The organism is Marinomonas vulgaris, from assembly GCF_018145875.1.
Classification (GTDB): Bacteria; Pseudomonadota; Gammaproteobacteria; order Pseudomonadales; family Marinomonadaceae; genus Marinomonas; species Marinomonas vulgaris.
The window spans coordinates 23,078-47,745 of the sequence record NZ_JAGSSV010000007.1 but is presented as its reverse complement, the minus strand read 5'-3'; the positions used below and the strand labels follow the sequence as shown (position 1 = coordinate 47,745).

At 48.7% G+C, this 24,668-nt stretch carries 20 protein-coding genes; 12 read left to right on the top strand and 8 right to left on the bottom strand.

Annotation, left to right across the window (positions count from 1 at the left end; all coding sequences use genetic code 11):
* The first annotated feature begins 145 nt into the window (after positions 1-145).
* The 3 genes from J9B83_RS07660 to J9B83_RS07650 all read left to right on the top strand — a co-directional run bounded on the left by J9B83_RS07660 (position 146) and on the right by J9B83_RS07650 (position 3,678).
* Positions 146-1,216, top strand: a complete 1,071-nt coding sequence (locus J9B83_RS07660) for a quaternary amine ABC transporter ATP-binding protein (RefSeq protein ID WP_211536164.1) — start codon at positions 146-148, stop codon at positions 1,214-1,216.
* A complete protein-coding gene (locus tag J9B83_RS07655; RefSeq protein ID WP_211536163.1) occupies positions 1,216-3,276 on the top strand; it encodes an ABC transporter permease in 2,061 nt (686 codons plus the stop codon). The genes J9B83_RS07660 and J9B83_RS07655 overlap by 1 nt, the downstream gene beginning before the upstream one ends.
* Before the next feature lie 120 nt (positions 3,277-3,396).
* On the top strand, positions 3,397-3,678 hold the full coding sequence (locus J9B83_RS07650; RefSeq protein WP_211536162.1) for a DUF3817 domain-containing protein: 282 nt from the start codon (positions 3,397-3,399) through the stop codon (positions 3,676-3,678).
* Between the two features lie 113 nt (positions 3,679-3,791).
* Here the strand turns inward: J9B83_RS07650 and J9B83_RS07645 are convergent, their stop codons facing one another.
* Positions 3,792-4,133, bottom strand: coding sequence for a zinc ribbon domain-containing protein YjdM (locus J9B83_RS07645; protein ID WP_211536161.1), 342 nt, complete (start codon positions 4,131-4,133; stop codon positions 3,792-3,794).
* Between the two features lie 91 nt (positions 4,134-4,224).
* Positions 4,225-6,261: a sensor domain-containing protein gene (locus J9B83_RS07640; protein ID WP_211536160.1), complete on the bottom strand. Its 2,037-nt coding sequence runs from the start codon at positions 6,259-6,261 to the stop codon at positions 4,225-4,227.
* 495 nt (positions 6,262-6,756) lie between these two features.
* On the opposite strand from J9B83_RS07640, the gene J9B83_RS07635 reads away from it, so the two are divergent.
* The 3 genes from J9B83_RS07635 to J9B83_RS07625 are packed head-to-tail and all read left to right on the top strand — an operon-like array spanning position 6,757 to position 11,185.
* Complete coding sequence (locus J9B83_RS07635; RefSeq protein WP_211536159.1) at positions 6,757-8,088, top strand: DASH family cryptochrome; 1,332 nt, start codon at positions 6,757-6,759, stop codon at positions 8,086-8,088.
* Positions 8,064-9,608, top strand: a complete 1,545-nt coding sequence (locus J9B83_RS07630) for a cryptochrome/deoxyribodipyrimidine photo-lyase family protein (RefSeq protein WP_236037188.1) — start codon at positions 8,064-8,066, stop codon at positions 9,606-9,608. The genes J9B83_RS07635 and J9B83_RS07630 overlap by 25 nt, the downstream gene beginning before the upstream one ends.
* Positions 9,605-11,185: a cryptochrome/photolyase family protein gene (locus J9B83_RS07625; RefSeq protein ID WP_211536158.1), complete on the top strand. Its 1,581-nt coding sequence runs from the start codon at positions 9,605-9,607 to the stop codon at positions 11,183-11,185. Before J9B83_RS07630 ends, J9B83_RS07625 begins: the two co-directional genes overlap by 4 nt.
* Before the next feature lie 5 nt (positions 11,186-11,190).
* Here the strand turns inward: J9B83_RS07625 and J9B83_RS07620 are convergent, their stop codons facing one another.
* Complete coding sequence (locus J9B83_RS07620) at positions 11,191-11,700, bottom strand: glycine cleavage system protein R (protein WP_211536157.1); 510 nt, start codon at positions 11,698-11,700, stop codon at positions 11,191-11,193.
* Positions 11,701-11,785: 85 nt separating this feature from the next.
* Positions 11,786-13,108, bottom strand: coding sequence for an MFS transporter (locus tag J9B83_RS07615; RefSeq protein ID WP_236037187.1), 1,323 nt, complete (start codon positions 13,106-13,108; stop codon positions 11,786-11,788).
* Positions 13,109-13,221: 113 nt separating this feature from the next.
* On the opposite strand from J9B83_RS07615, the gene J9B83_RS07610 reads away from it, so the two are divergent.
* From J9B83_RS07610 to J9B83_RS07585, 6 genes are all read left to right on the top strand, one after another.
* Positions 13,222-14,643, top strand: a complete 1,422-nt coding sequence (locus J9B83_RS07610; RefSeq protein WP_211536156.1) for a sigma-54 interaction domain-containing protein — start codon at positions 13,222-13,224, stop codon at positions 14,641-14,643.
* 324 nt (positions 14,644-14,967) lie between these two features.
* Positions 14,968-16,026, top strand: coding sequence for a TRAP transporter substrate-binding protein (locus tag J9B83_RS07605; RefSeq protein ID WP_211536155.1), 1,059 nt, complete (start codon positions 14,968-14,970; stop codon positions 16,024-16,026).
* A gap of 105 nt (positions 16,027-16,131) precedes the next feature.
* Positions 16,132-16,731 (top strand): TRAP transporter small permease subunit, encoded by a 600-nt coding sequence (locus tag J9B83_RS07600; RefSeq protein ID WP_211536154.1) that lies wholly within the window; start codon positions 16,132-16,134, stop codon positions 16,729-16,731.
* A 14-nt stretch (positions 16,732-16,745) separates the two neighbouring features.
* Entirely contained in the window at positions 16,746-18,107 is a 1,362-nt protein-coding gene (locus tag J9B83_RS07595; protein ID WP_211536153.1) for a TRAP transporter large permease, read from the top strand.
* A gap of 44 nt (positions 18,108-18,151) precedes the next feature.
* Positions 18,152-18,925 (top strand): 3-hydroxybutyrate dehydrogenase, encoded by a 774-nt coding sequence (locus J9B83_RS07590; RefSeq protein ID WP_211536152.1) that lies wholly within the window; start codon positions 18,152-18,154, stop codon positions 18,923-18,925.
* Positions 18,926-19,058: 133 nt separating this feature from the next.
* On the top strand, positions 19,059-19,469 hold the full coding sequence (locus J9B83_RS07585; protein WP_211536151.1) for a GFA family protein: 411 nt from the start codon (positions 19,059-19,061) through the stop codon (positions 19,467-19,469).
* A gap of 18 nt (positions 19,470-19,487) precedes the next feature.
* On the opposite strand, the gene J9B83_RS07580 is transcribed toward J9B83_RS07585, so the two are convergent.
* From J9B83_RS07580 to J9B83_RS07565, 4 genes are all read right to left on the bottom strand, one after another.
* On the bottom strand, positions 19,488-20,660 hold the full coding sequence (locus J9B83_RS07580; RefSeq protein WP_328797716.1) for a methionine aminotransferase: 1,173 nt from the start codon (positions 20,658-20,660) through the stop codon (positions 19,488-19,490).
* A 99-nt stretch (positions 20,661-20,759) separates the two neighbouring features.
* Positions 20,760-21,836: an alkene reductase gene (locus J9B83_RS07575; RefSeq protein WP_211536150.1), complete on the bottom strand. Its 1,077-nt coding sequence runs from the start codon at positions 21,834-21,836 to the stop codon at positions 20,760-20,762.
* A 119-nt stretch (positions 21,837-21,955) separates the two neighbouring features.
* Entirely contained in the window at positions 21,956-23,626 is a 1,671-nt protein-coding gene (locus J9B83_RS07570; protein ID WP_211536149.1) for a GGDEF domain-containing protein, read from the bottom strand.
* A 185-nt stretch (positions 23,627-23,811) separates the two neighbouring features.
* Entirely contained in the window at positions 23,812-24,618 is an 807-nt protein-coding gene (locus J9B83_RS07565; protein WP_211536148.1) for an AraC family transcriptional regulator, read from the bottom strand.
* Positions 24,619-24,668 lie beyond the last annotated feature (50 nt).

The following is a 24,668-nucleotide window of genomic DNA, read 5'->3' as shown; positions in this document are numbered from 1 at the left end:
CCAAGGTGCTTAGCATGTTGGCTGTATTCGCTGTACTTGCCACGCACTGCACAACGTCTATTTAAGGGCCTCACCTTAGCAGCTCAATAACACCGTGCTAACAAACCGCTTGTTGTAGCACCTTCTTTTTTCAGGGATTTAAGTTATGTCCACACCCACCCAGCCCGTTATTAAATGCGAATCTGTTTATAAAGTATTTGGCGAACACGCAGACAAGGTTTTAAGAAAAGCGGACGGAGCAATCGATACAGCATCCTTAATTGAAGCAGGATGCGTCATTGGCGTCAATAACGCCTCTTTTGAGGTTCACAAAGGGGAAATGCTCGTCATTATGGGCCTTTCAGGTTCAGGAAAGTCCACTCTCTTACGTTGTATTTCACGCTTAATTGAGAGCACCGCAGGCAACATCTTTATCGATGGTGAAGACCTGCTAAACATGGACGACAAAGCGCTCATTAATATTCGTCGCAATAAAATGGGCATGGTTTTTCAGAGCTTTGCGCTCCTTCCACATAAAACCGTATTAGAAAACATCGCGCTTCCTCTTCAAGTGAAAGGCATCAGCACCAAAGACAGTATGGAGCGAGCGATGGCGATGATAAAACTGGTTGAACTGACGGGCAATGAAAACGCCTTCCCACGTCAGCTTTCCGGCGGCCAACAGCAACGTGTCGGCATTGCTCGCTCTCTTGCGGTAGAGCCAGAACTGTGGTTTTTAGACGAACCTTTTTCAGCACTCGACCCCTTGATTCGAAAAGAAATGCAAGACGAGTTTCTTCGCTTACAAAGCGTCTTACACAAAACCATTCTTTTTGTTACACACGACTTTGATGAAGCTATTCGCCTTGCGGATCGTATCGCCATCATGAAAGATGGCATCATCGAACAAATTGATACGCCTGCCAATATTGTGCTTAACCCAGCAACCGAATACATCGCTAAGTTTACCCGCGGTGTTCGCCGTGAACGCGTTTTAACGTGCAAAACCATTATGCAAGAGGACGATGGCCATACACCTCTTAGCGATTTAACCGTGTCACAAGATGACGTTATAGAAACCATTGCAGAAGGTGTCTTGAGCGAGCAAAACCCCGTCGCCGTGGTTGACGATCAAGGTAAAAAAGTGGGCATTCTAACCAACCAAATTATGGTGAAAATTTTATTTGGTGACACAAGCGAGCTGTCTATTAACACCAACACAGTAGGTCAAGCCTAATGCAGAACGTAAAACACCATAAAGGCATTCAGTTTCTCGCCTTACTGGCGATTTTCTTTGTTCTTGTCGTCGCCATAGACCCAGAATCCGGCGGCAACCTATGGCGTTTCCAAGAAAATATTTTCTGGCTATTGCCGGACGCCCTGAATAATGGATTGAAGTACCTCATCAATGATTTCTGGGTTGTCGACATTTACGATGCCGAACTTGATCTCACTGAAGAGTCCACCATGATGAAAGAGTTCACCCGCGGCTTGTCGGGCGTTGTGCTGTTTTTTATCACACTGATCCGAGAGCTTTTGTTGGGTGGTGTTAAAACCATTGTTATCTTTACCAGTTGGGATTTTGTCAGCGACAACGAGTGGGCGTACATTCCTGCCTTGCCTTGGACCGCGGTGGCTGCAGGTGCTTTCCTTTTAGGCCACTACCTTGGCGGGGTTAAACTGTCTGTGCTCGCAGGTCTCTCTATGGTGTATATTGCGCTCTTTGGGCAATGGGAGCCGGCCATGCAAACTCTTTCTTTTGTGCTGGTAGCCGTGCCCTTGTCAGTGTTGATTGGCTTGGTCATAGGGATATTGGCCTATAAAAACAAAACGTTCGAACTGATTTTAACGCCCTTATTGAACGTGGCTCAGTCTATGCCTCACTTTTCTTACCTTATCCCTGTGGTGGTCTTTTTTGGTATTGGCGATCATGCCGGTGCTATTTCGACGGTTATTTTTGCCACACCTCCCATGATACGACTTACTATTTTGGGACTAAAAAAAGTCGCCCCAGAAGTACTAGAAGCTGGCAAAATGAGTGGCTGTAACCCTCGTCAATTGATGTTTAACGTGCTCATTCCGACGGCGCGTCACGATATCTTAATTGGTGTGAATCAGGTCATCATGCAATGTTTGGCCATGGCCGTGATTGCTTCTTTTATCGGAACAAAAGGCCTAGGATACGACCTTCTGGTCGCACTCAACCGGCTCAATATAGGCGAAGCCCTTGAGTTAGGGGTGTCCATCGTACTAATCGCCGTTGTATTGGATAAGCTTTCTTTAGCCTGGGCGAACAAACAAACCGACTACTTTGCCGATTTGCCTTTCTATTTGCATTACAAATACCGATTGGCTTTTATGGCCATTCTTATTATTACCTCCATCATTGCCTACGCTGTGGCGACGTTTTTACCAAACGTGCACAACTACTTCTATATCATTGATGAAGCCCAAGGGTTCACAACTCAAACCTTTTGGGACGCCTTTGTAGACTGGTTGATCACTGCGACCTATCAGAGTGTACAGAGCTTTAACTTGTTTATGATTACCTCTGTTTTGGTCCCCATGAAAGAAACCTATCTGGCCATGCCGGTCGTCGCCACCTTGTTTCTAGTGACTGGGGTAGGTTATCTCATTGGTGGCATTCGCTCGGCCATCATCGTCACCGCGTTTATTGGCTTTATCGCCTTAACGCCGTGGTGGGATCGCGCTCTTATCACGGCTTATATGGTGACGTTCGCAACCCTTATTTCGGTGATCATCGGCTGCTCAATGGGGGCTTTATGCTCTCAAAATGCACGTGCAACCAAAATCATTTTACTGGTATGTGACACCTTCCAGACCTTCCCGTCTTTTATCTATTTGATCCCTGTGATCATGTTGTTTGGTGTCAGCGATTTGTCCGTGCTGATCGCGGTCATTGTGTACGCAACCATTCCAGCAACACGTTATACGGTAGAAGGCTTACGAAATGTTCCTCCGTCTTTGCAAGAAGCCGCGTCCATGTCTGGGTTAAATCGTATGCAACGTTTGCGTCATGTCGAGCTGCCTTTGGCCTTCCCACATATTTTGTTAGGCATCAACCAAACCATTATTTTTGCTTTGTTTATGGTGATTATCGGGGCCTTTATCGGTACCGATGATCTCGGTCAGCTGATCATGCAGTCTCTATCGAGATCTAATGGCATGGGGCAAGGTATTCTGCTTGGCTTATGCGTCGCCTTTATTGGTTTGGCCGTGGATCATTTGATCCATACTTGGTCCAATACACAGAAAAAAGCGCTCGGCATCGCCTAGCCGTGCAGCACAGCTAATGAATCACAAGTAAACCATTTAAAATGGAATTAAACCGTTCTTTTAAGGTCTTATTGTCTGTATATTAGGAATCATTAACATACTTATTTTAAGAGATCATTTATGAAAATGTTACGCTTCATTTCTATTTTAGAAGGCACATCTTTGCTGTTGTTACTGTTTATTGCCGTGCCCTTAAAACGCCTCATGGACATGCCAGAAATGGTCAGTTTGATTGGACCAATTCATGGTGGTTTGTTTATTTTATTTAACATTCTATTAGCGCTGAGTGTGGCTCGATTTGGTGTATCCGTAAAGCACGCCTTGATTGGGTTTCTTGCATCTTTAGTGCCATTTGGCAGCTATGTGTTCAAAGCCAAGGTATTAAATCAATATCACGCTTAAATCGAAAAATTTTTATAAAAAAAAGAGAAGCACCCAATGGGTCTTCTCTTTTTTTATGTCTTGCGTTTTTATTTCACTCGTCTCTTGCCGGCGTTTTATCGCCCACGAGAAAATTAGGCCGATGCTTTTTTCACAAACTGAGACTTCAACATCATGTCACCCGCACCATCGACTTTGCAGTCAATATCATGATCACCGTCAACCAAACGCTTAATCGTTGCTTTGGTGCCAATTTTCAACACTTGCGATGAACCTTTCACTTTAAGATCTTTTGCTAGAGTCACTTTATCACCTTCTTGCAACAACTTGCCGCTCATGTCTTTGATGATAAGCACGTCTTCATCAACGATCTCTTCGTTTGGATTCCATTCATAAGCACATTCTGGACAAATCAGCATGGCTTGGTCTTCATAGACGTACGTTGAGTTACATTTTGGGCAATTCGGAAGACTCATAGTTTCATAACCTTTCAGTATCAATAGAAGAAGTGGCGCGCATTATACCCCTATTTTTCGTATGGTGTTTATTATCGAGTGATCTAATGACTTATTCTGCTTGATAAGTGTCGATCCACGCTGGTAATTCCTTCGCAGGTAAAGCCTTTGAATAGTAAAACCCTTGTGCGTATTCACAGCCAATCGACGCTAGAAAAGCCTGCTGCTCTGGGGTTTCTATTCCTTCGGCTGTCACCGTCAGATGATAAGACTTTGCAATTGACACAATGGCTTCCAGCATCAAACGGCCACTTTCATTTTCTGACTCAATAACAAAACTGCGATCAATTTTTAAGTTATCAAGTGGCAGTTTGCCAAGGTAACTCAAAGCCGAATACCCTGTACCGAAGTCATCAAGACAAATTTTAATACCCGCTTCACGTAAGGCATTCGCGCTCGATTGTACTTGGTCGCCAATCGTTAATAAGGCGTCTTCTGTTACTTCTACCTCGATGGATCTTGGGTCCAACCCAAGGTCTTGGACACCTAAAATAAGCCCATCGATAAGACGTTTTGAACCAAAGTTTCGCGCCGATATATTGATGGATACCGGTGATTTCACCGTAAAAATGTGCGGCAATGTCTTAATAATAGACAAGGCTTTTTTCATCACACATTTATCCAGCTCAAACAGTACATTCAGCTCTTGGGCGGTTTCAATAACCTCTAACGGCGAAACATAACCGTATTCGTCGGTAAACCATCTCATAAGGGCTTCGTAGCCTGAAATACGACGACTCTGTAGATCAATTTTTGGCTGAAAGTACACGTCTATATTGAAGTCTCGAATGGCTTCAATGAGCATTTTTTGGATGTCTTTTTTACGTGTCGCCGCTTGATGAATCGACTCATTATAAGAGGACAAAAACACATTCTGCTGTCGAGAAAATTCCACGGCCATAAGCGCCCGTTCTACCACACAAGCAAAGCTGTCTTTTTGTGGGTCAAAACCAGCGGTGCCCACGCGAATGTCTGAACTAATATCACCAATGGTATTTTTCAGCTCAGTTTGAATGTATTCAGCGATGATTTGAATTTGTTGCTCTAACGGCTTGGTCGGGTGGGTTTTCATAATCAGTAAAAAGCGGCTAGCTTGCAGACGAGAAAAGTGTTCAAAAAGAACTTTCTCCCCTAATGAGCGAGCTAACTCACCCAGCATTTTATCGGCCAACACTTCGCCGTTTAGCACACGAATACGCTCAAAATCCACCAATTCGAACACCATGAAATAGCAATCATGGTCCTTCCTGTTTGACTCGGTAAAAAGCATTTGAACATAGTCAAGCTGCGGAAGCTTGGTGATAGAATCGAAGTTTTTCAAGAAGAACGCTTCGTTGGTCGCACCCACTTTTTCAGAGACATCAATGCCTACGGCTTGAATGTGGTAACCCGTGTTGTCCTTGACCTGCTTAAACCACCACTCGACCTCTTTAAAGGTATCATCGTGAGACATCATCAAAGGCATTTTTATTTCGCTCGAAAGGCCATGATGAGACAAAGAAAGTAAACGCTGGGCATCTTGTAGAGAAGAATCAGCCACGCTGTTTAAAAAGTTATCACCCGCAATTCGATCGTCTAAAAACTGATGAGCATACGCATTGTTCGACAAAATAATGGTGCCGTTCAAAGTTAAGCGGACAATAAATAAGCCTTCTGATTCAAACACATTTCGATAACGAATATCGACACGCTCAAGTTGTTTGACGACGTTAAGGTATGGCGATAAATCATGGCAAATGCCAACAAACATGACCTGACTGTCCGGAATATCGGCACGGCCAACGGACAAATGCATGCGAAACACATCGCCATTTTTTTTCATCGCGGTCACTTCACGACCTTTGCCGATAACCGATGTTTTTCCTGTTTCCATGTAACTATTAAGATAACCATCATGACGCTGAGCATCATCTTTAGGCATCAAAACAGACACATTTTGACCAACTACTTCTGTCTCTGCGTAGCCAAACAAGGCTTCGGCAGAGGGCGAAAATGACTCAATAATGCCACGGCTATTGATAATAATAATCCCGTCTGCCGCCGCCTCAAACAAGGCTTTGTAGAGAAGACTTTCCTGATTAGTATCCATAATGTGTTATTTGAACCTTAATACCCATTTTACAAGTCGTTATTCGCTTACAGAGCAAAAAGCCATTCTGCTTCGCGTAAACCCGATGTGATGTCCTTGTCATTGCAGATCACTTTCAACCAAATAATAATGCTTAACTGATTAATATGTTTAAGAGATATTACCCAGCTAATCGCTGAATACGAAAAACAAGAGATGATGCCTTTTCTGATAGAAAAGCACTATATAGAAGTTAACTAAAACATATATTATTTTAGTCCAAATCTCGGTGATTTGTGATGTATATCATTTTATTTGCACGATGAACGATTTTTCCCCAAAAAATTTGATGTTACTCACAAATTGAATGTGTTTTTTTGTTACTCGTACATTTGTTTTTTTCATTAAACACGTATTAAAAGTGCTTCTAATCCCACGATAACAATGGCCTAAACCAATCGCTTGTTCTCCACGTACTAGCTATTAATCTCCAATTAATCACATAGGAATATCACCATGAAACTGGGCGTTATCTGGTTTGGCAACGATTTGCGTTGCGCCGATCAAGAAATACTATGGCGAGCAGCGCAAGATGTCGATCATTTGGTGTGCCTGTATTGTGATGAACCCCATAGCCAGCGCCCTAGTCGTTATGCGACAAAAGGCATGTCTCAACATCGCCGACGCTTTCTACAGCAAGGCTTAGATGATCTTTCTGCGCAACTGAGCCACATGGGACAAACCCTGTATGTGAGCCCCCTAGACGCTGTCACAACGCTTACGCTTCTGTTTAATGAAGTGCCTATTTCCCATCTTTACCGTAACCATCACGGTGGCTGGGACGAACAACAAGCCTTGCAGCGCATCACTCAGAGCTTTCCCGATGTGCATCTAAGTGTAGGCCATGGATTGAGCTTATTTAGTCCGCACCAATTGCCCTTCGATGTGGCAGAACTGCCTGTGTCTTTTTCGAAGTTCCGCCGTTCTGTGGAAAGCATCGACACCGCCACATTATTACCAGCGCCACCCATACTGCCCTCTACACCGCATTTTGATCTTCATCAAATTCAACCTTGGCAGCCCACCTCGTTGAGTCGAACATTAGACGAAAACAGCCCGTTTACGGGAGGGGAACAGGCAGCGATTGATCAATTGAGCGACTATTTCTCCACCGATTTGCCACAAAACTACAAAGCAACACGGAACGAGCTCGACGGCTGGGAAAACTCCACCAAATTCTCGCCTTGGCTTGCTCAAGGCAGCCTGTCACCCCGTCAGATCAAAGCCAGCCTAGAGGTTTACGAACGTGATCATGGCGCCAATGAGTCCACCTACTGGATTTACTTTGAACTTTTGTGGCGCGAATACTTTCACTGGTACGCCACACGCTATGGCAAACAACTGTTTCTACCTGGCGGCTTATCGAATCGGCCTGCTCAAGGCAGTTATTACGCTGAACGCTTTCGTAAATGGAGCCAAGGGAATACGCCGTACCCGATCGTGAACGCTTGTATGAAACAACTCAACGCCACTGGCTTTATGAGCAACCGAGGTCGGCAAATTGTCGCCAGCTGTTTGATTTACGAATTTGGAATCGATTGGCGTTATGGGGCCGCCTACTTTGAAGAGCAGTTGGTTGACTATGATGTCGGCTCAAACTGGGGCAATTGGCAGTACATCGCGGGCGTCGGCGCTGACCCTCGCGGTGGTCGTCACTTCAACCTGAAAAAGCAAACCGAGCAATACGATCCCAAGCAACGTTTTATCAATAAATGGCAAGGGCAAGTGTTTGATGAGCAACTCGATTCCGTGGACGCCGCCGATTGGCCCATATACCCAAACTCATGACCGCCGTGGCACAATTGCCCTCTTCACAAGCGCCGGTGCTTGTCTGGTTCAAGCGTGATTTGCGGCTTACGGATCACGCACCGCTGGCCAATGCCATCGCACAGCAGCGGCCTATTATCGCCTTATATGTGTACGAGCCTAGCCTCATTGCCGACCCACACTACGACCAACGTCACTGGCGCTTTGTCTGGCAATCCTTAGAGGATATGAACCGTCAGCTCTCAGCTTATGGCGGTTGTGTCCACATCGTCTTGGACGAGGTTGTCTGCGCTCTAGAAAAACTCCACCAGCAAGCGCCATTTGATCAGTTGTTTAGCAGCGAGGAAATTGGCATTGGGCTCACCTTTGAACGCGATAAACACGTCAAACACTGGTGTCGCCAGCGCGGGATAGACTGGCAAGAATCGCCCACCGGCGCGGTCATTCGTGCTTTGCCAAATCGCCTTTCGTGGGACGAGGCATGGAAAAAAGTCATGCGTGCGCCCATTGTTGACGTTCCGCTTGAGAAGGCACACTGGTTTGGCCTCAAAAGCAATCCACAACCCGATCTCCCCGAATCGTGGAAATCACCGCAAAAAGGCATGCAAACGGGCGGATCAACACTGGCATGGCGCACATTAGACAGCTTTTATGACACTCGCGGCAAAGACTATTACCGCTCACTTTCCAGTCCCCTCACGAGCCGATCGGCCTGCACACGCCTGTCTCCCTATTTGACTTGGGGCAATATCAGCATGCGCGAGGTGTACCAAGATTTACTCTCCCGCTGGAACACCAAAGGCTGGCGTCGCACCTTGATCGCCCTCAGTTCGAGGTTGCATTGGCATTGTCATTTTATGCAGAAATTCGAGAGCGAATGCGCGATGGAATATCGTCCGGTAAATCGCGCTTACTACCACTTTCCTCATCGTCAAGACCAACAGGTCTCTGCCGATTTATGGGCATGGCAACAAGGCCAAACAGGCTACCCCATGATAGACGCCTGCATGCGTGCCCTGAGCGCCACCGGTTACATAAACTTTCGGATGCGCGCCATGATGGTGAGCTTCTTGTGCCATCATTTGAACATCGACTGGCGTTTGGGTGTCCATCATCTGGCGCGACTGTTTCTAGACTTTGAACCCGGTATCCATTACCCGCAGTTTCAAATGCAAGCTGGCGTGACCGGCACCAACACCATCCGCATTTATAACCCCGTCAAACAGGGGCAAGACCAAGACCCCGAAGGCGAATTTATCCGTCGCTGGGTACTGGAACTAAAAGAAGTGCCAGCGCCGCTCATCCACGCCCCGTGGGAAATGTCACCCATGGAAGAAGCCCTATACGAATGCCATATTGGCGACGATTACCCCGCGCCACTGGTGCCACTGGCCGAAGCAGGCAAAGCCGCCCGAGACAGGCTCTGGGGATTCCGACAAAACCTCGATGTGAAAAAAGAAAAGCAGCGCATTCTGGCCACCCACGTCCGCGCGCCAAAACGCACCAAATCGACTAAATCATCCTCCAAGGGCGACTCATGAATCAATACCACACTTTGCGCGTTATTCTCGGCGACCAACTCAACGCCGCCCATTCTTGGTTTCGTGAAACAGACGACGGCGTGTTGTACCTGATCGCCGAACTGCACCCAGAAGCCACCTACGTGAAACACCACGTGCAAAAACTGTGTGCGTTTTTTCTCGCCATGGAACGCTTTGCCGAGGCGCTGCAAAAAGCGGGTCATGCGGTGTGTTACCTGACCCTTGACAAAACAAACCGCGAGACAACGCCACAAACCCACGAGCAAGTGATTCTTTCCATCGCCGCCCAGCACCAAATCACACGCATCGAGCTACAACGCCCCGACGAGTACCGCGTGCTGCAAAATTACCAATCGCTCATTGACCGTCATGGCTCAGAAGGCGAGAACACCTTGTCCATGAATATGGTCGACAGTGAGCACTTTTTGCTGCCGTTCGACGAGATTCCACGCTACTTCAAACCCAATGCCACGGTGCGCATGGAAAGCTTTTACCGCAAAATGCGCCAACGCTTTAACATTCTCATGGCCGATGAAAAGCAACCCGAAGGCGGTCAGTGGAATTACGACAGCGCCAATCGCAACAAACTCAAAGCTCAAGATCTGGCCGCGATCCCCGAGCCATTATGCTTTCAGCATGATGTAACTTCAATTTTGGCGCGCCTCGAACGCCACCAGATTGCCTCTATCGGCAAAGCCGACACCGCTCTTTTATGGCCTGTGACAAGCCAAGACGCTTTGCTTTTATTGGATTATTTTTGCGAGCACCTGCTGCCTAACTTTGGCCGTTTTCAAGATGCCATGACCAGCAAAACGCCCCACAGCTGGAGCCTCTATCATTCCCGCTTGTCCTTCGCCATCAACTGCAAACTCATCAGCCCCAAGCTCGTTATCAAGGCTGCGGTGAGCGCCTATCGAGAAAACGATGAGATCGATATTGCGCAAATCGAAGGTTTTGTGCGACAAATTCTCGGCTGGCGTGAATACGTACGTGGCATGTATTGGGTCAACATGCCCGACTACCAAGAACAAAACGCCCTTAACGCCGAACGTGATTTACCCAGCTACTTCTGGACGGGGGACACCAAGATGCACTGTCTCGCCAGCGCCATTGGTCAATCCCTCGACTACGCCTACGCCCACCACATTCAGCGCCTTATGGTCACCGGCAATTTTTGTATGCTCACGGAAATTCAGCCAGAGCAGGTGGACGAATGGTATTTGGGGATTTATGTGGACGCACTCGAATGGGTGGAACTGCCTAACACGCGAGGCATGAGTCAGTTCGCCGACGGTGGTTGGATTGCGTCCAAACCCTACGCCGCCAGTGGCAGTTACATTCAGAAAATGAGCGATTATTGTGGTTCGTGTCATTACAAGGTGAAAGAAAAAACCGGCGAACAGGCCTGCCCACTCAACAGCTTATATTGGCACTTTATGGTGAAACATCGGGAAAGATTAAGCAAAAATCCACGCATTGGCATGATTTATGGCAATTGGGACAAACAAAACGACGCACAAAAACACGCCGTTTTAGACAGAGCCGCTTGGTGTTTGACGCATTTGGACGAGTTGTAACCCACTTACTTTGTGGATAACTCGACCATTAAATCGCTGCTGATGTTTTCCAGCGCGGCTTCTAAATCGGCTAATGACAGGGTATTTGGCACCATCAACACCATGTCGGTTTTAAACAGCATGTCAGAACTCATCGGCGCCGGCTCACATAAAGTGGTCAACTCTTTTACATTGACCATGAGCGAATGCAGCACTTGAGACACCGCTTTGACGATACCAGGGCGGTCGTTACCCACCACAGACAAAGAAACAGTTGAGCCTTGACTGTCCGGCTGGTTAGCCATCTCGACCGTGACCTGCAAGCCCATTTGCTCAAAGTCACGCAGCGCCGTAACCAGATCCTCTTGGTGCTCAAGCGGCACCAATACGGTCAAAATACCCGCAAATTTATCCGCCAAATGCGCCATCCGGCTTTCTAACCAATTACCATGATGTCGTGCGATCGTATCGGACAAACGTTCGACAATGCCGGGGCGATCTTCGCCGATAAAGCTCATTACCAATTGTTGTGTCATACTTTTTCTCCATCCATCTGGTTTGAATTATTATTTGAATTGCCTAGACGTAAAAATGTTTGCTCAATTCAGATTACTGCAATTCTCATGCACTGCCAAGCTCGCGGGCAGCGCGCTTTTGCCGACTCACAAACCACAACCCCAACGCGGCCGCCAATATGCCCGACGCACTGCCCATCGCAATCGACCAACGCGCACCAAAGAAATCCGCCACCCAGCCCACCAAGGGCGCACCAATCGCGGTGCTGCCCAGCACTGTGGCCAACACAATGGCCATCACTCGGCCGCGGTAGCGTTTTTCGGTGGCCACCTGCATGTAAGACACGGTCGACGTGGTGAAAAGTTGCAGACTCAAGCCCAAGGTAATCAATAAGACAGCAAACACCCAAAAGCTCGAACTCAAGGCCACCAAGCTGCAGCTCACGGCGAACATGCCCGCCACTAAAATAATAAAAGCAAACGACGGCGACGATTTACGGCTCGCGGTGACAATCGCCCCAGAAATCGAACCAATCGCCATCATGGAAATCAAGAAACCGTATTGATCGGCGTGACCTTGAAATACGTGCACCGTCATCGCAGACAAGTACACAGAAAAATTCATTCCTAAGCTGCAAATCAGAAACGACATCATCAAAATAATGGTCATTTCACGGTGTTGCCAAATATAGCGAAAACCGTCTAAGAATTTCGCCTTATCTGTGTGAGTTTTACTCGTATCCGCAGAAGTCGCCGATAGGCGGGTTTTGAATAAATACAAGGCGGTTAACAGAGGAATAAACGACAACACATTGATCATAAACACCCAGCCGGTGCCGATCAGCGCAATCAGCAAGCCCGCCACCGCAGGGCCTATTAAGCGCGCCGAGTTGAACGATACCGAGTTCAATCCCACCGCATTCGACAGCTCTTTTTCACTGACAATGTCCGACACAAACGCGTGTCGCGCCGGCGCGTCAAAGGCCGCCACGCACCCCAAAGCAAAAGCGCAGGCACACACTTGCCAGAGCACCACATGGCCGCTCAACACCAGTAACCCCAAAATAAGCGCCAAAATCGCCATTAAGCATTGAGTAGTAAACAACAACTTACGACGGTCAAGGCGATCCGCCGCCCAACCCGTCAGGGGTAATAAAAAAATCTGCGGCGCAAATTGCAAAAACACCACCAAACCCACCGCCGAGGCGTTTTTGTCCGACAGCTCGGCAATCACGATCCAATCTTGCGCGGTACGCTGCAACCAGGTACCCAAATTCGAAATGAACGCCCCGCCAAACCACAGCCGGTAATTGGGGTTAGAAAAAGATCGAAACGTACGGCTCAATGGGAACTCCTTGTTAAATGCGATCACGGTGGGAATAACATGCTTAACGATACCACTGTCTGGTCGAGTTGAATCACTATTCAACAGGATATTCTTATTGTCTGCTGAGTCTGAGACTTCTGAATACGGTGCTTGGTTTCCATTTACCAACGATGACCCTAGAATGGGTCGATACAAAACAAAAAAGCGGATTTACCATGCCCGTCAAAAAATTAAACAAGCTCACACAAGCGGCCAACACCTACAAAACCATCTTGCACGCCATGGAAGAGTGGGTGGTGATCGTCGATCATCAGACGAAGATTTTCTTTATTAACCGCCCCTACGCGCGCTTTTTAGGCGTAAAAGCCGAAGACTTGATCGGCAAAAAAGTCACCGACGTGATCGAAAACACCCGCATGCACATCACGGTTCAAACCGGCAAACCCGAGCGCTTATCGTTCCAAAAAATCCTTGGCAGCAACATGATCGCCAATCGTTTTCCCATTATAGAACAAGGGGAAGTGATTGGCGCGGTCGGCACGGTCATGTTCCACGACACCCACGAATGGAAACAGATCAACAGCCACATCAAGGCCTTGTTGGTGGAACAAGATTTCAAACACCAAACTCGCCTCGCCGCCGAAAAGCTCGACACAGGGGCGAACTTTCACCTAACCGACATCATCGGCGACAGCCCTATAATGAAAGCCCTCAGCGCCAAGGTGACACAAGTGGCGTCTGGTGATGTAACCGTATTGGTGCGCGGTGAATCCGGTACGGGCAAAGAGCTCTACGCCCACGCCATTCATCAGTTATCGGATCGCGCGGAATACCCCTTTATTAAAGTCAATTGCGCCGCAATTCCAGAAAATTTGCTCGAAAGCGAACTATTTGGCTACGAAGAAGGTGCCTTTACCGGAGCGAAAAAAGGCGGCAAGGCAGGCAAGTTTCAATTGGCCAACGGCGGCACCTTATTTTTGGATGAAATTGGTGATTTGCCGTTATTAATGCAAGCCAAATTGCTGCGGGTATTACAAGACCGTGAAGTAGAATCGGTGGGCGGCACGCGACCCACGCCCATTAATATTCGTCTCATCACCGCCACCCATCGCCCCTTAGAAAGCTTGCTCGAAAGCGGAGAGTTTCGCGAAGACTTGTATTACCGCATTAATGTGGTCGCCATCGATCTGCCGCCACTGCGTGAGCGTCGTGACGACATTGCCAAGCTGGCCGACTTCTTTTTGCAAAAGCTTTCCCATCGTACCGGTCGTCGCGCCCCTAAATTGACGGCGCACGCCTTAACTGCCATGTTGGCGTATCATTGGCCAGGCAACATTCGTGAGCTAGAAAACGTGATGGAAGCGGCGTTTTACACCAGCAAAGATCGTAAAATCGGCTTGTCTCTGCTGCCGTCGCACTTCTCTCAGGTCGCCGAGAAGCTGTCTCCTAATCAAACGCCCTTGAGTCTTGAGCAGGCTTCCAGTAGTAGCCTCAAAGAGCAACTTAGTCTCGCGGAGCGCAACATCATCAAAGCCGTATTAATTGAGTGCAACAACAACCGTACGAAAGCAGCAAAGCAACTGGGCATCAGCAAATCGACCCTGTATGAAAAACTCGATAAGCATGGTTTAACCTAACGACTGGCAGAAAAAATTAATAAAACTCACCAAAACGTCCAATTATTCGGACTAGGTGTTTTTTATCGGACGGTTTTATCGGTAAAAAAGTGCAAAATAACCGCAAACCGTCCATATAACCGGAAAATAATTGGGTTTATTTTTATCTATCAACCCTATAAAAATCATAAGCCTATGATTTTTATAGGATTTTAATTTTTGGCACTCTTCTTGTAATACTCTTCACAGCGTCATGCTCAAGCACGCCTTGAGCAAAACACAGATTGCTCTTAGTGTGTTGTTGTCAGCACACTGCTAAACAATAAAAATAATAGGATGATTACCATGAAAAAGACTCTGATCGCGGCCTCTTGTCTCACTGCTTTAAGCTTTGCCATGCCTTCTTATGCGGACTTCGATAAAGTACGCTGGCAGGTGCCGATGGCGTTTTCCTCCTCGTTGACCGCATTGGGCGATGCCATGCCAGAAGTGTCTCGCATGCTCAAAGAAACCAGCGGCAACCGCGTTAACCTACAAGTGTTTGAACCGGGCACCTTGATCCCCGCGTTGAGTATTTTTGATAACGTCAGTGCGGGCAACATCTCGGCTGGTTACTCTTGGATGGGCTACGAATGGGGACAAATTCCGGCGGCGGCGTTATTTGGCGCCACACCATTCGGCTTAGAATCGAATGAATTCACCGCATGGATGTATTTCCACGGCGGCGACAAGATGCTCAAAGACCTGTTCAAACCTTACGATGTGCGTCCGATTTTATGCGGCACCATCAGCCCAGAAGCGGCGGGCTGGTTCCGTAAAGAAATCAAATCGGTCGACGATCTAGACGGGCTTAAATTCCGCGCGGCGGGTCTGGGCGGCGAAATCATGTCGGAATTTGGCATGTCGATCAACGTCTTCCCCGGTGGCGAATTGTATCAAGCGCTGGAAACCGGCGTACTGGACGGCACCGAATTTTCCATCCCAACGGTGGACGAGCAACTTGGTTTCTACCAAGTAGCCAAACATTACTATTTGCCCGGCTGGCATCAGCCTTCCACCAACCAATTTTTGTACATCAACACCAACGACTGGGATAAGCTCAACGGCCAAACCCAAGCCTTAATCGAAAACACCTGTATGGCGGCCAATACCTTGGCGATTTCCAAATCTGAAGCCTTGCAAGGTGGCGTGTTGACCAAATTCAAAGAGAAAGGTGTGCAACTGCATCAATACCCAACCGATGTGCTTAACGCCTTCCAAGACGCCACCGACAAGGTAATGGCACGTCATTCTGCGAAAGACCCACAGTTCGCTGAAATTTACGCGTCCATGAAGGCCTTCCAAAAAGAGCACAGCACTTGGAAGAAATTCGGCTACTTGCCACGGGATTGGGACACTCAGTAACCCTTCAACGTCTATACGTTCATTGCTACACAGTGAGTCGGCACCCTCTGGTGCCGATGTTTTTCACTGGGCGCGCGGTGTCGTGCCCTCTCTCAGGAGCAACACATGTCCGATCAATCACCTAATCTCAATTTGGCTGACATCGAGGCGCAATTATCCCATTCCGACATGGACAAACTTCCTCATACCAAGGTCTCTCTTTGGCTAGAGTCTGTTATTGAGAAAACCGGTCGTTTGGTGTCTTGGCTTTGGCTGGCGCTGATGCTGCTCATCGTCGGCAATGCCTTAATGCGCTACTTTTTTAACACCACTTTTGTGGGCTTAGAAGAACTGCAATGGCACCTGTATGCCGTTGGCTTCATGGTGGGTTTATCCTACTGTTTTATTCACGATGGCCATGTGCGCGTGGACGCGGTGGCCGAACACTGGTCACTGAAACGCCGAGTATGGATTGAAGTGCTTGGCTTGAGCCTATTATTACTGCCGTTTTGTGTGGTGATGTTTCACTACGCGATTCCCTTTGTAGAGCGCTCTTACCGGATGAACGAGGTGTCACCTTCGTTCGACGGCTTACCCATGCGCTGGATTCTTAAATCCTTCATTTTGATCGCTTTGGCGTTGTTGATTATGGCGGCTACTTCTCGCTGGCTTCGTTGCGTCGCTTTTTTGCGTGGCGCGCCCGTTCAACCTTCTTCGCACCCTTAATTGGCAGATAATTTATGTTTGAAACCTACGAGTTTTTAGTCATTGCCATGCTTGGCAGTTTTATCATGATGATTTTTTCTGGCTTTCCCGTGGCGTGGATTCTTGCTGGATTGGCCATCGTATTTAGCGTGGTAGGCGTTTTAACGTCCACTTATTTGGATTGGGACACCTACTACATGAACGATTGGCGCATTTACGGCACCATCGTTCAGCGGATTTACGCACAAATGAGCAACTGGGTGCTGGTCGCCTTGCCCATGTTTATTTTTATGGGTTTGATGCTGGAACGCTCCGGCGTGGCCGAGCGTTTGATGGTCAATTTCGTCAACTTATTTGGGCGCTTTCGTGGCGGCTTGGGCGTGGCGGTTATTCTAATCGGCATTTTGTTTGCCGCGTCTACCGGCATCGTTGGGGCTTCTGTGGTGCTGCTTGCCATGCTGTCTATGCCCGTCATGTTGGAGCAAAAATATTCGCCGTCGTTTGCCAGTGGCATTGTGGCGTCGTCAGGCACCTTGGGGATTTTAATTCCGCCGAGCATCATGTTGATCATCATGGCCGATCAACTGTCGTTGTCAGTCGGTAACTTGTTTATGGGCGCGCTGATTCCTGGCCTATTGCTGGGTGGCTTGTACATTGTCTACGTAATTTTATCGGCGATTTTCAACCCTAAAGTGTGCCAGCCACCGCAAAATTTACCGCCGGTCACCATGGGCTTAATTTGGGACACGCTCAAAGCCGTATTTCCGCCGCTGGCGCTGATTTTATCGGTGTTGGGTTCTATCTTCATGGGCATAGTATCGCCTACCGAAGCCGCTGGCGTGGGGGCGTTTGGCGCGACGTTACTGGCGATCATGAACAAGCGCTTCAACATGGCCATGCTGGCCGAAGTGTGTCGTAAAACCACCATCACCACCGCCTTTGTGTTCGGGATTTTCCTTGGTGCCACGGCGTTTGCCGTGGTGTTACGCACCTTGGGCGGCGACGAATTCATCAGCGCCTTGCTGCAAAGCATCCCGCTGTCACCAGCAGGCATTATTGTGGTGATTCTGCTGATCGCCTTTGTCGCAGGCTTCTTTTTAGACTGGTTAGAAATCAGCTTGATTCTGCTGCCCTTGGTCGGCCCCGTGGTGGTCGCGCTGGATTTCAACTTGGTGTGGTTTGTCGTCTTGTTTGCGCTGGCACTGCAAACCTCGTTCTTAACGCCGCCGGTGGGCTTTTCGCTCTTCTATTTGAAAGGCGTCGCGCCACCGAGCGTGACCACCATGCACATTTATAAAGGCGTGATTCCCTTTGTGCTGCTGCAATTATTAGCGGTGCTCTTGGTGTTCATTTTTCCAGACCTGGTGCTTTGGTTACCCGAAGTGATTTACGGCTAACCCTTGTACCGCCTCTTTTTTGCTAACCTGTTTGGAGCACGAATATGAACTCAAACACTGTATTAATTACCGGTGCCGCCAGCGGCATTGGTTTGGAAATTGCCCACGCATTCTTAAACGCGGGCATGAAGGTCGCGATTTTGGATTTCAGCCAAACGGCCATCGACATCGCCAGAAACAACATGGTCGAGCACGCGTCAAACTGCGCTTTTTTTGCTTGCGATGTGACCGACGAAGCTCAGTTTATGGCATCTATTGATGACGCCATCGCGCAATTTGGTCAGATCGACATTCTGATCAACAACGCGGGGGTGCAGCATGTGGCACCGATCGAAGATTTCCCGTCGGACACCTACCGTCGACTCATCGACATCATGCTGATCGCGCCTTTCTTGGCGATCAAGAAGGTACTGCCGCTGATGAAAGCCGCGGGCCATGGGCGCATCATCAACATGGCGTCGATCAATGGCTTAATCGGCTTTGCCGGCAAGGCGGGGTACAACTCGGCTAAACACGGGGTAATTGGCCTCACCAAGGTCGCGGCGCTGGAAGCCGCGCCTTTTGGCGTTACTGTTAACGCACTTTGCCCAGGCTATGTGGATACGCCACTGGTACGAAACCAACTCGCGGATCTCGCCAGCACCCGAAATGTCTCCCTCGACAAGGTGTTAGAAGAAGTGATCTGGCCATTGGTGCCGCAAAAGCGTTTGCTTACCGTGGATGAAATTTCTGACTACTGCTTGTTCCTCACCAGCCCCTCGGCAAAGGGCGTGACGGGGCAAGCTATCGTGATCGATGGCGGCTACACCGCGCAGTAAACTGAGCGCGGTTGTCCGTGTTGAATCTTACAAGGTGTTTTGTGTCTGCTCACTGGCGGTGGTTTAATGTTTGAACATTCAGTCTCGCTCGTGAGCGCTGTCATTCACATCTAATAACAAAGAGCACTTTATTATGAATCATTCACACGCTGGGTCTTGCCAATGTGGCGCGGTTAAATTTGAAGTAGAGGGTGAATTTAAGCGCTTTGTGCTGTGTCATTGCACACGCTGTCGCAAGACCTCGGGCAGTAACCATTGCGCGAACTTGTTCGCTCCCGGTGGCTCCTTGAAATGGCTCAGTGGCGAAGAGAAATTGAGTTTTTATCGCCTTGAAGGGACGGCTTTCGCCCGTACGTTTTGCTCGATTTGTGGCTCCAACGTACCGACCGACGCGACCCAAACCCGTGGCCTGATCGCCGTGCCAGCAGGCAGCTTGGACACCGATGTCGAGCTTGGTGTGCAGGCGCATATTTTCATGGGCAGCAAGGCCAATTGGGACGAGCACATCGAAGACGTGCCCGCTTTTGACACCATGCCAAGCTAATACAGACGACAATCGCGGCTACAGCGCACTCAAGCGCTGAGCCGCTTCCATTAAGGTGTCGTCTGCTTTGGCGAAGCACAAACGAATCACTCGCTGGTTGTCAGGGGGCGTTTGATAAAACACGCTGATCGGAATCGCGGCAACGCCAATTTCGTCGATAAGCCATTCGCAAAACGCCACGTCATCCAAATCGCTGATATCGCTGTAATCCAATAGCTGAAAATAGGTGCCATCGCAGGGTAATAGATGAAAGCGGCTGTTTGCCAAGGCGTTTCTCAGTAAGTCGCGTTTTTGACGATAAAACCCCGCCAGCCCCGCGCTTTCTTCCGGTAATGCCAGCAAATGCTCCGCTAAGGCTTGTTGCAAGGGCGTGGCAGTGCAAAAGGTGACGTATTGATGGACCTTGCGCAATTCCGCAGTGAGGTTGGCGGGGGCGACCACGTAACCCACTTTCCAGCCGGTCAAATGAAAGCTTTTGCCAAACGACGACACCACAATGCTACGTTGAGCCAGTTCTGGGTGTTTGTGAACGCTCACCACCTCGTCATTAAACTGGATAAATTCATACACTTCGTCCGACAGCACATACAAATCATGGTGCTGAACCGCTTGCCATAATTGCTCTAAATCCTCTGCCAACCAACAGCTGCCGGTCGGGTTGTGTGGCGTGTTGATCAACACCAAACGCGTTTTATCGCTCAGCACTTCAAGGAAGGCGTACCAATCGGGTCGAAAGCTCGGTGCAGTCAAGGTCACCCGCTTGCACACACCGCCGGCTAACGTCACCGCCGGCTCGTACAAATCGTAGGCGGGATCAAACAACACCACCTCGTCGCCCGGTTTGATCAGCGCCGTAATGGCATCGAAAATCGCCTCCGACGCGCCGCTGGTCACGGTGATTTCGTCGGCGACATGGACGCTGCGGCCATAATGACGCGCTATTAAACCGGCGATCGCTTCCCGCAATAATGGCAAACCTGTCATGGGAGAATATTGATTATTACCGGTTAACAGTGCCTGAGAAGCGCGTTCTAACAAGCGCGGATCGGGTGGAAAATCCGGAAAACCTTGAGATAAATTAATCGCGCCTTTCTCATTGGCCAGCGCCGACATGCGGCTAAAAATCGTCACGCCTGTGGCGGGCAGTTTGGACAATAAAATAGGAGAGGTAAAAGAAGGTGTGGTGGTCACTGTGTGGTTGCCTTAACAAGTCAAAAAGAAACGCCAAAGCCGCAGCCTTGGCGTTTTGATAAGGTGTTTATACCACGGTTGTTAAGCGCCTATAAATTGTTAAGCGCTCATAAATGGATAATCGGTGTAACCGACGGCGCCTGGTGTGTAAAAAGTGTCTGGGTTCGGTTGGTTCAGTTCAGCGCCTTGTTTAACACGCTCAACAAAGTCGGGGTTCGCCAAAATGCCTGTACCAAATGCCACGCTGTCGGCTTGGCCAGAGGCGATCACTTGCTGGGCTTCTGCTGGGCTGTAGCCCATGTTGACCATCAGGTGACCTTGGTACGCTTCGCGTGCGACGCTCACCACGTCAGCTTGCTGAATCCCAAAGAAATCCGCACGCATCAGGTGAACATACGCTAAGTTGAAACGGTTTAATTGCTCCGCCAAAAAGCGCGTCCACGCCAATGGGTCCGTGTCTTTCATGCTTTGAAAACTGTTCAACGGCGACAAACGCACGCCGACTCGACCGCTGCCCATCACTTCTGTCACGGCTTCAATCACTTCGAACAAGAAACGCGCTCGGTTTTCCATTGAACCGCCGTATTCGTCGGTACGCTGGTTGGCGCTATCGCGCAAGAATTGGTCGAGTAAATAACCGTTGGCGCCATGAATTTCAACGCCATCAAACCCAGCGGCTTTGGCATTGATCGCCCCTTGGCGGAAATCGTTCACAATGGCTTTGATCTCGGCGACGGTTAATTCACGAGGCACTGTGTAAGGCTTTTTGCCCTCTGCGGTGTGCGTCTCGCCATCGATCGCAATAGCGCTCGGGCCTACCGCTTCTTTGCCACCGTTCAACAAAGGATGAGCCGCTCTTCCAGCGTGCCAAATTTGAATAAAGGCATGGCCGCCCGCTTGATGCACGGCGTCTGTGGTCAACTTCCAACCGTCGATTTGCGCTTGCGAATAAATACCTGGATCGTCGCCAAACGCCGAAGTATCTTCGGTCACCATAGTGCATTCGGTGATGATCAGACCCGTGCTGGCGCGCTGTCCGTAGTATTCGGCCATCAAGGCATTGGGTAAATGACCGGGGGCGCGGGTGCGGGTTAACGGCGCCATCACAAAACGGTTGGCTAAGGCGACATCGCCAAGTTGAACTGGGCTAAAAAGGGTATTATCTGACTGTGACATAACGTACTCCGGAATTCGTTTTCATCTTGAGATCAAGGATGAAAAACTAGATTGGGCACTTGCTGAGAAAAACAATCCTGTGCACTTTCTTTACTGAATAGAGCATTATTTTGTGCGAGCTATTTTGTCGCAAACTTCACCGCGTACATGGCGCTGTCTGCCCGATGAAACACATCGTCTATGGTGTCGTTTTCTTGTATCAAGGCGCTGCCAACACTGAATGTTACCCTAACGTTATGCTCGTCTATGGCCAACACGGGGGCGTTTTCATGGTCTAACAGCTGGCTCGTTAATTGAGCCAAGGTGTGCGCGTTTGCTTGTTTTAACAAAATCAGGAACTCGTCGCCGCCCCAGCGAGCCACTTCGCCTTTATTGCCGACCGCGCTCAGTAAATGCTTGGCAACTTCTTGCAACACCCAATCACCCGCCACATGACCATACTGATCGTTGATGGCTTTAAAACGATTCACATCCACGTTGATCAGACCGAATGGCTGCTGTGTTGTTTGCCAATGTTGCATGTATTGCGCCATGAACAACTCAAACCCGCGGCGGTTATACAACTCGGTCAAAGGGTCTAATTTCGCCAAACGATTGAGCGCCTCGGTGCGCTCCTCGACCTTCGCTTCTAAAGAAGATTGATGCTCCAATAAAGACCGTGAAATCGTTTCGTACTGGTGCACCAATCGTTTAATTTCAGGTCCTGCGAAACAGCTCAGTACTGGAGCTCGATAGCGTTTTTCTCCTAAAGACTGAATGGACAGGCTCAACTCTTCCAAAGGCTTGGTGACAATCAGCGTTAATAAGCCATAAAACACGATCAAGGCACACACTAGACTGACAAAGAAAATCAGCAATAATCCCGAAAACTCCGTAAGAGGAAGGAAGTTATTAATATCGATAAAGTTCGTTTGAAACCAGTCGATTTCTGGGATGTACACCACACTGGCGAGTTGACGCACGCCGTTAAGGTGCACCGCTGTGGTTTCCACCTGATTAGGATGAGACTTGGCCAGCACAAAGGCGTTTTGGAGCCGTTCGCTGGATTCAGCATCGTCCAGCAAGGAAAAAATAAGCTTCTTGTCTTGGGCTTGTTTGGTGATGGTGGCGTAATTGATCAGCTCTTGTTTTTTGTGCAGCTGAATAGAACCTTCGTAGTTAGTAAACACAATGGCCGAGTAAATATCTTGTTTTTCCACCATTTGCGCTAAAAACACCGACAAATCCAAGCCGGTTCCCACCACGCCTAATATGGCGTCGCCGTCACGAATCAACACATCGCTCCACAGTTTAATCACCCCAAGTTCAACATCTGGGTTCACATTAAGGTGCATGTCCAGCTCGGCGGCCATAATTTGATAAAACCATTCGTCCGACGCTTTTGCACTGTCCAGCGTATAACGATACAGATCGCCACTAGGCGGCAAAACACCGTCGCTGTAGTAATAATGACCGTTGCCTTTTAAGCCAATAAAATAGGAATCATCGGCAAAACGGCCGCGAAATGCTTCCGTATCAGCCAATGCTTTTTGCTTGAGCTGCGCATTGTCGGGCTGCTTCGCCCAGGCTTTGAGGGAGTCTAAATTGGCAAATTCTTCTGAGAGATTGACCTGCTGGATTAAGGGCGACAAGGTGCGTTCTTTGTCGTACAGAACTTGCTTTTCAGCGTAGCGCTCAATCCAGCTGACAATAATGTCTTCCGCTAACACCCTCATGGACAGCCAAGAAAAGAAACAAGTAAGAAGCAGAATAAGGGTGGTTGATATTAAAAAACGAAACTTAATCGACATACTCAACACTCACCTTCCCTTTTGAGCCGAACCAGAATGACCGCACCATTGGCAACCTAAAATAAGCAAAAAACACACCATAAGAGGATGCTTAAATAAAGCATGTTTGGCTAATAGGAAGTAGTTTAAATATGTAACACATGGCTACAAATTGACTAAATTCATTAACATTCAAAAACATTGCATTACATTTTGGCTTTGCTCGGTGAAACACCCATGTGTTTCTTATAGGCACGAGAAAATGCCGAGGTACTCGAAAAGCCGTATTTTTCTGCTACCAGTGCGATGGGAATCGAGGTGGTTTGCAGGCATTGCTGCGCCTGTTGAAGCTTGCGCGTGAGCAGGTATTTTTGCGGACTCATGCCGAATTGTTTCTGGCACACCACATAAAAATGGCTTTCGCTCATGTTGAAATAATGCGCCAGCCATGAATTACTCAACGTCTGCTCTGGCTTGGCGTCGATCAAATCGTTGAGCACCTGAGGTTCGAGCCGCTGGTGCGCCACACTGCGCCATGTTTTGTCTTGTTCGCTAAGAATGTCGCTGATTTGCAACAGCACCATGGGCAACATTTGCGTGCTGACCCGACGCCGAACTTGCTCACTGGCTCCGATTAGCCGCTGAGCCGTAAAGGCCAAGCAGCCCATTAGCTCCACCGGCAATTGCGAAAACGCCGGAGTGGACGACAACAATACCTCCGCCGATACCCCTGAGCTTTCGCTTATGTAGGTCATCAGGGGGTCTTTTTTGTGCATGTCTACCACCAGCAATTCACACTCTTGAGAATGACCAGAAAACAGATGGGGGATGTCATTCGGCGCCAACGCGAATTGCCCCCGCGTTAAAGCGCGAGCGGAATGAGGCAGCTCGCAAGTCATCCGACCCTGCCAGCCAATGAGTATTTGCGAATACTCATGCAAATGCTCACCCTGCTGGGTCGCAATCACACTTCGACGAATCTCGCTTTGCATCACGCCACCGTTCGTTAACATACGTCACAATAAGATTAGATGTCCTGTTATAGCATTTCGTCACATCTCTT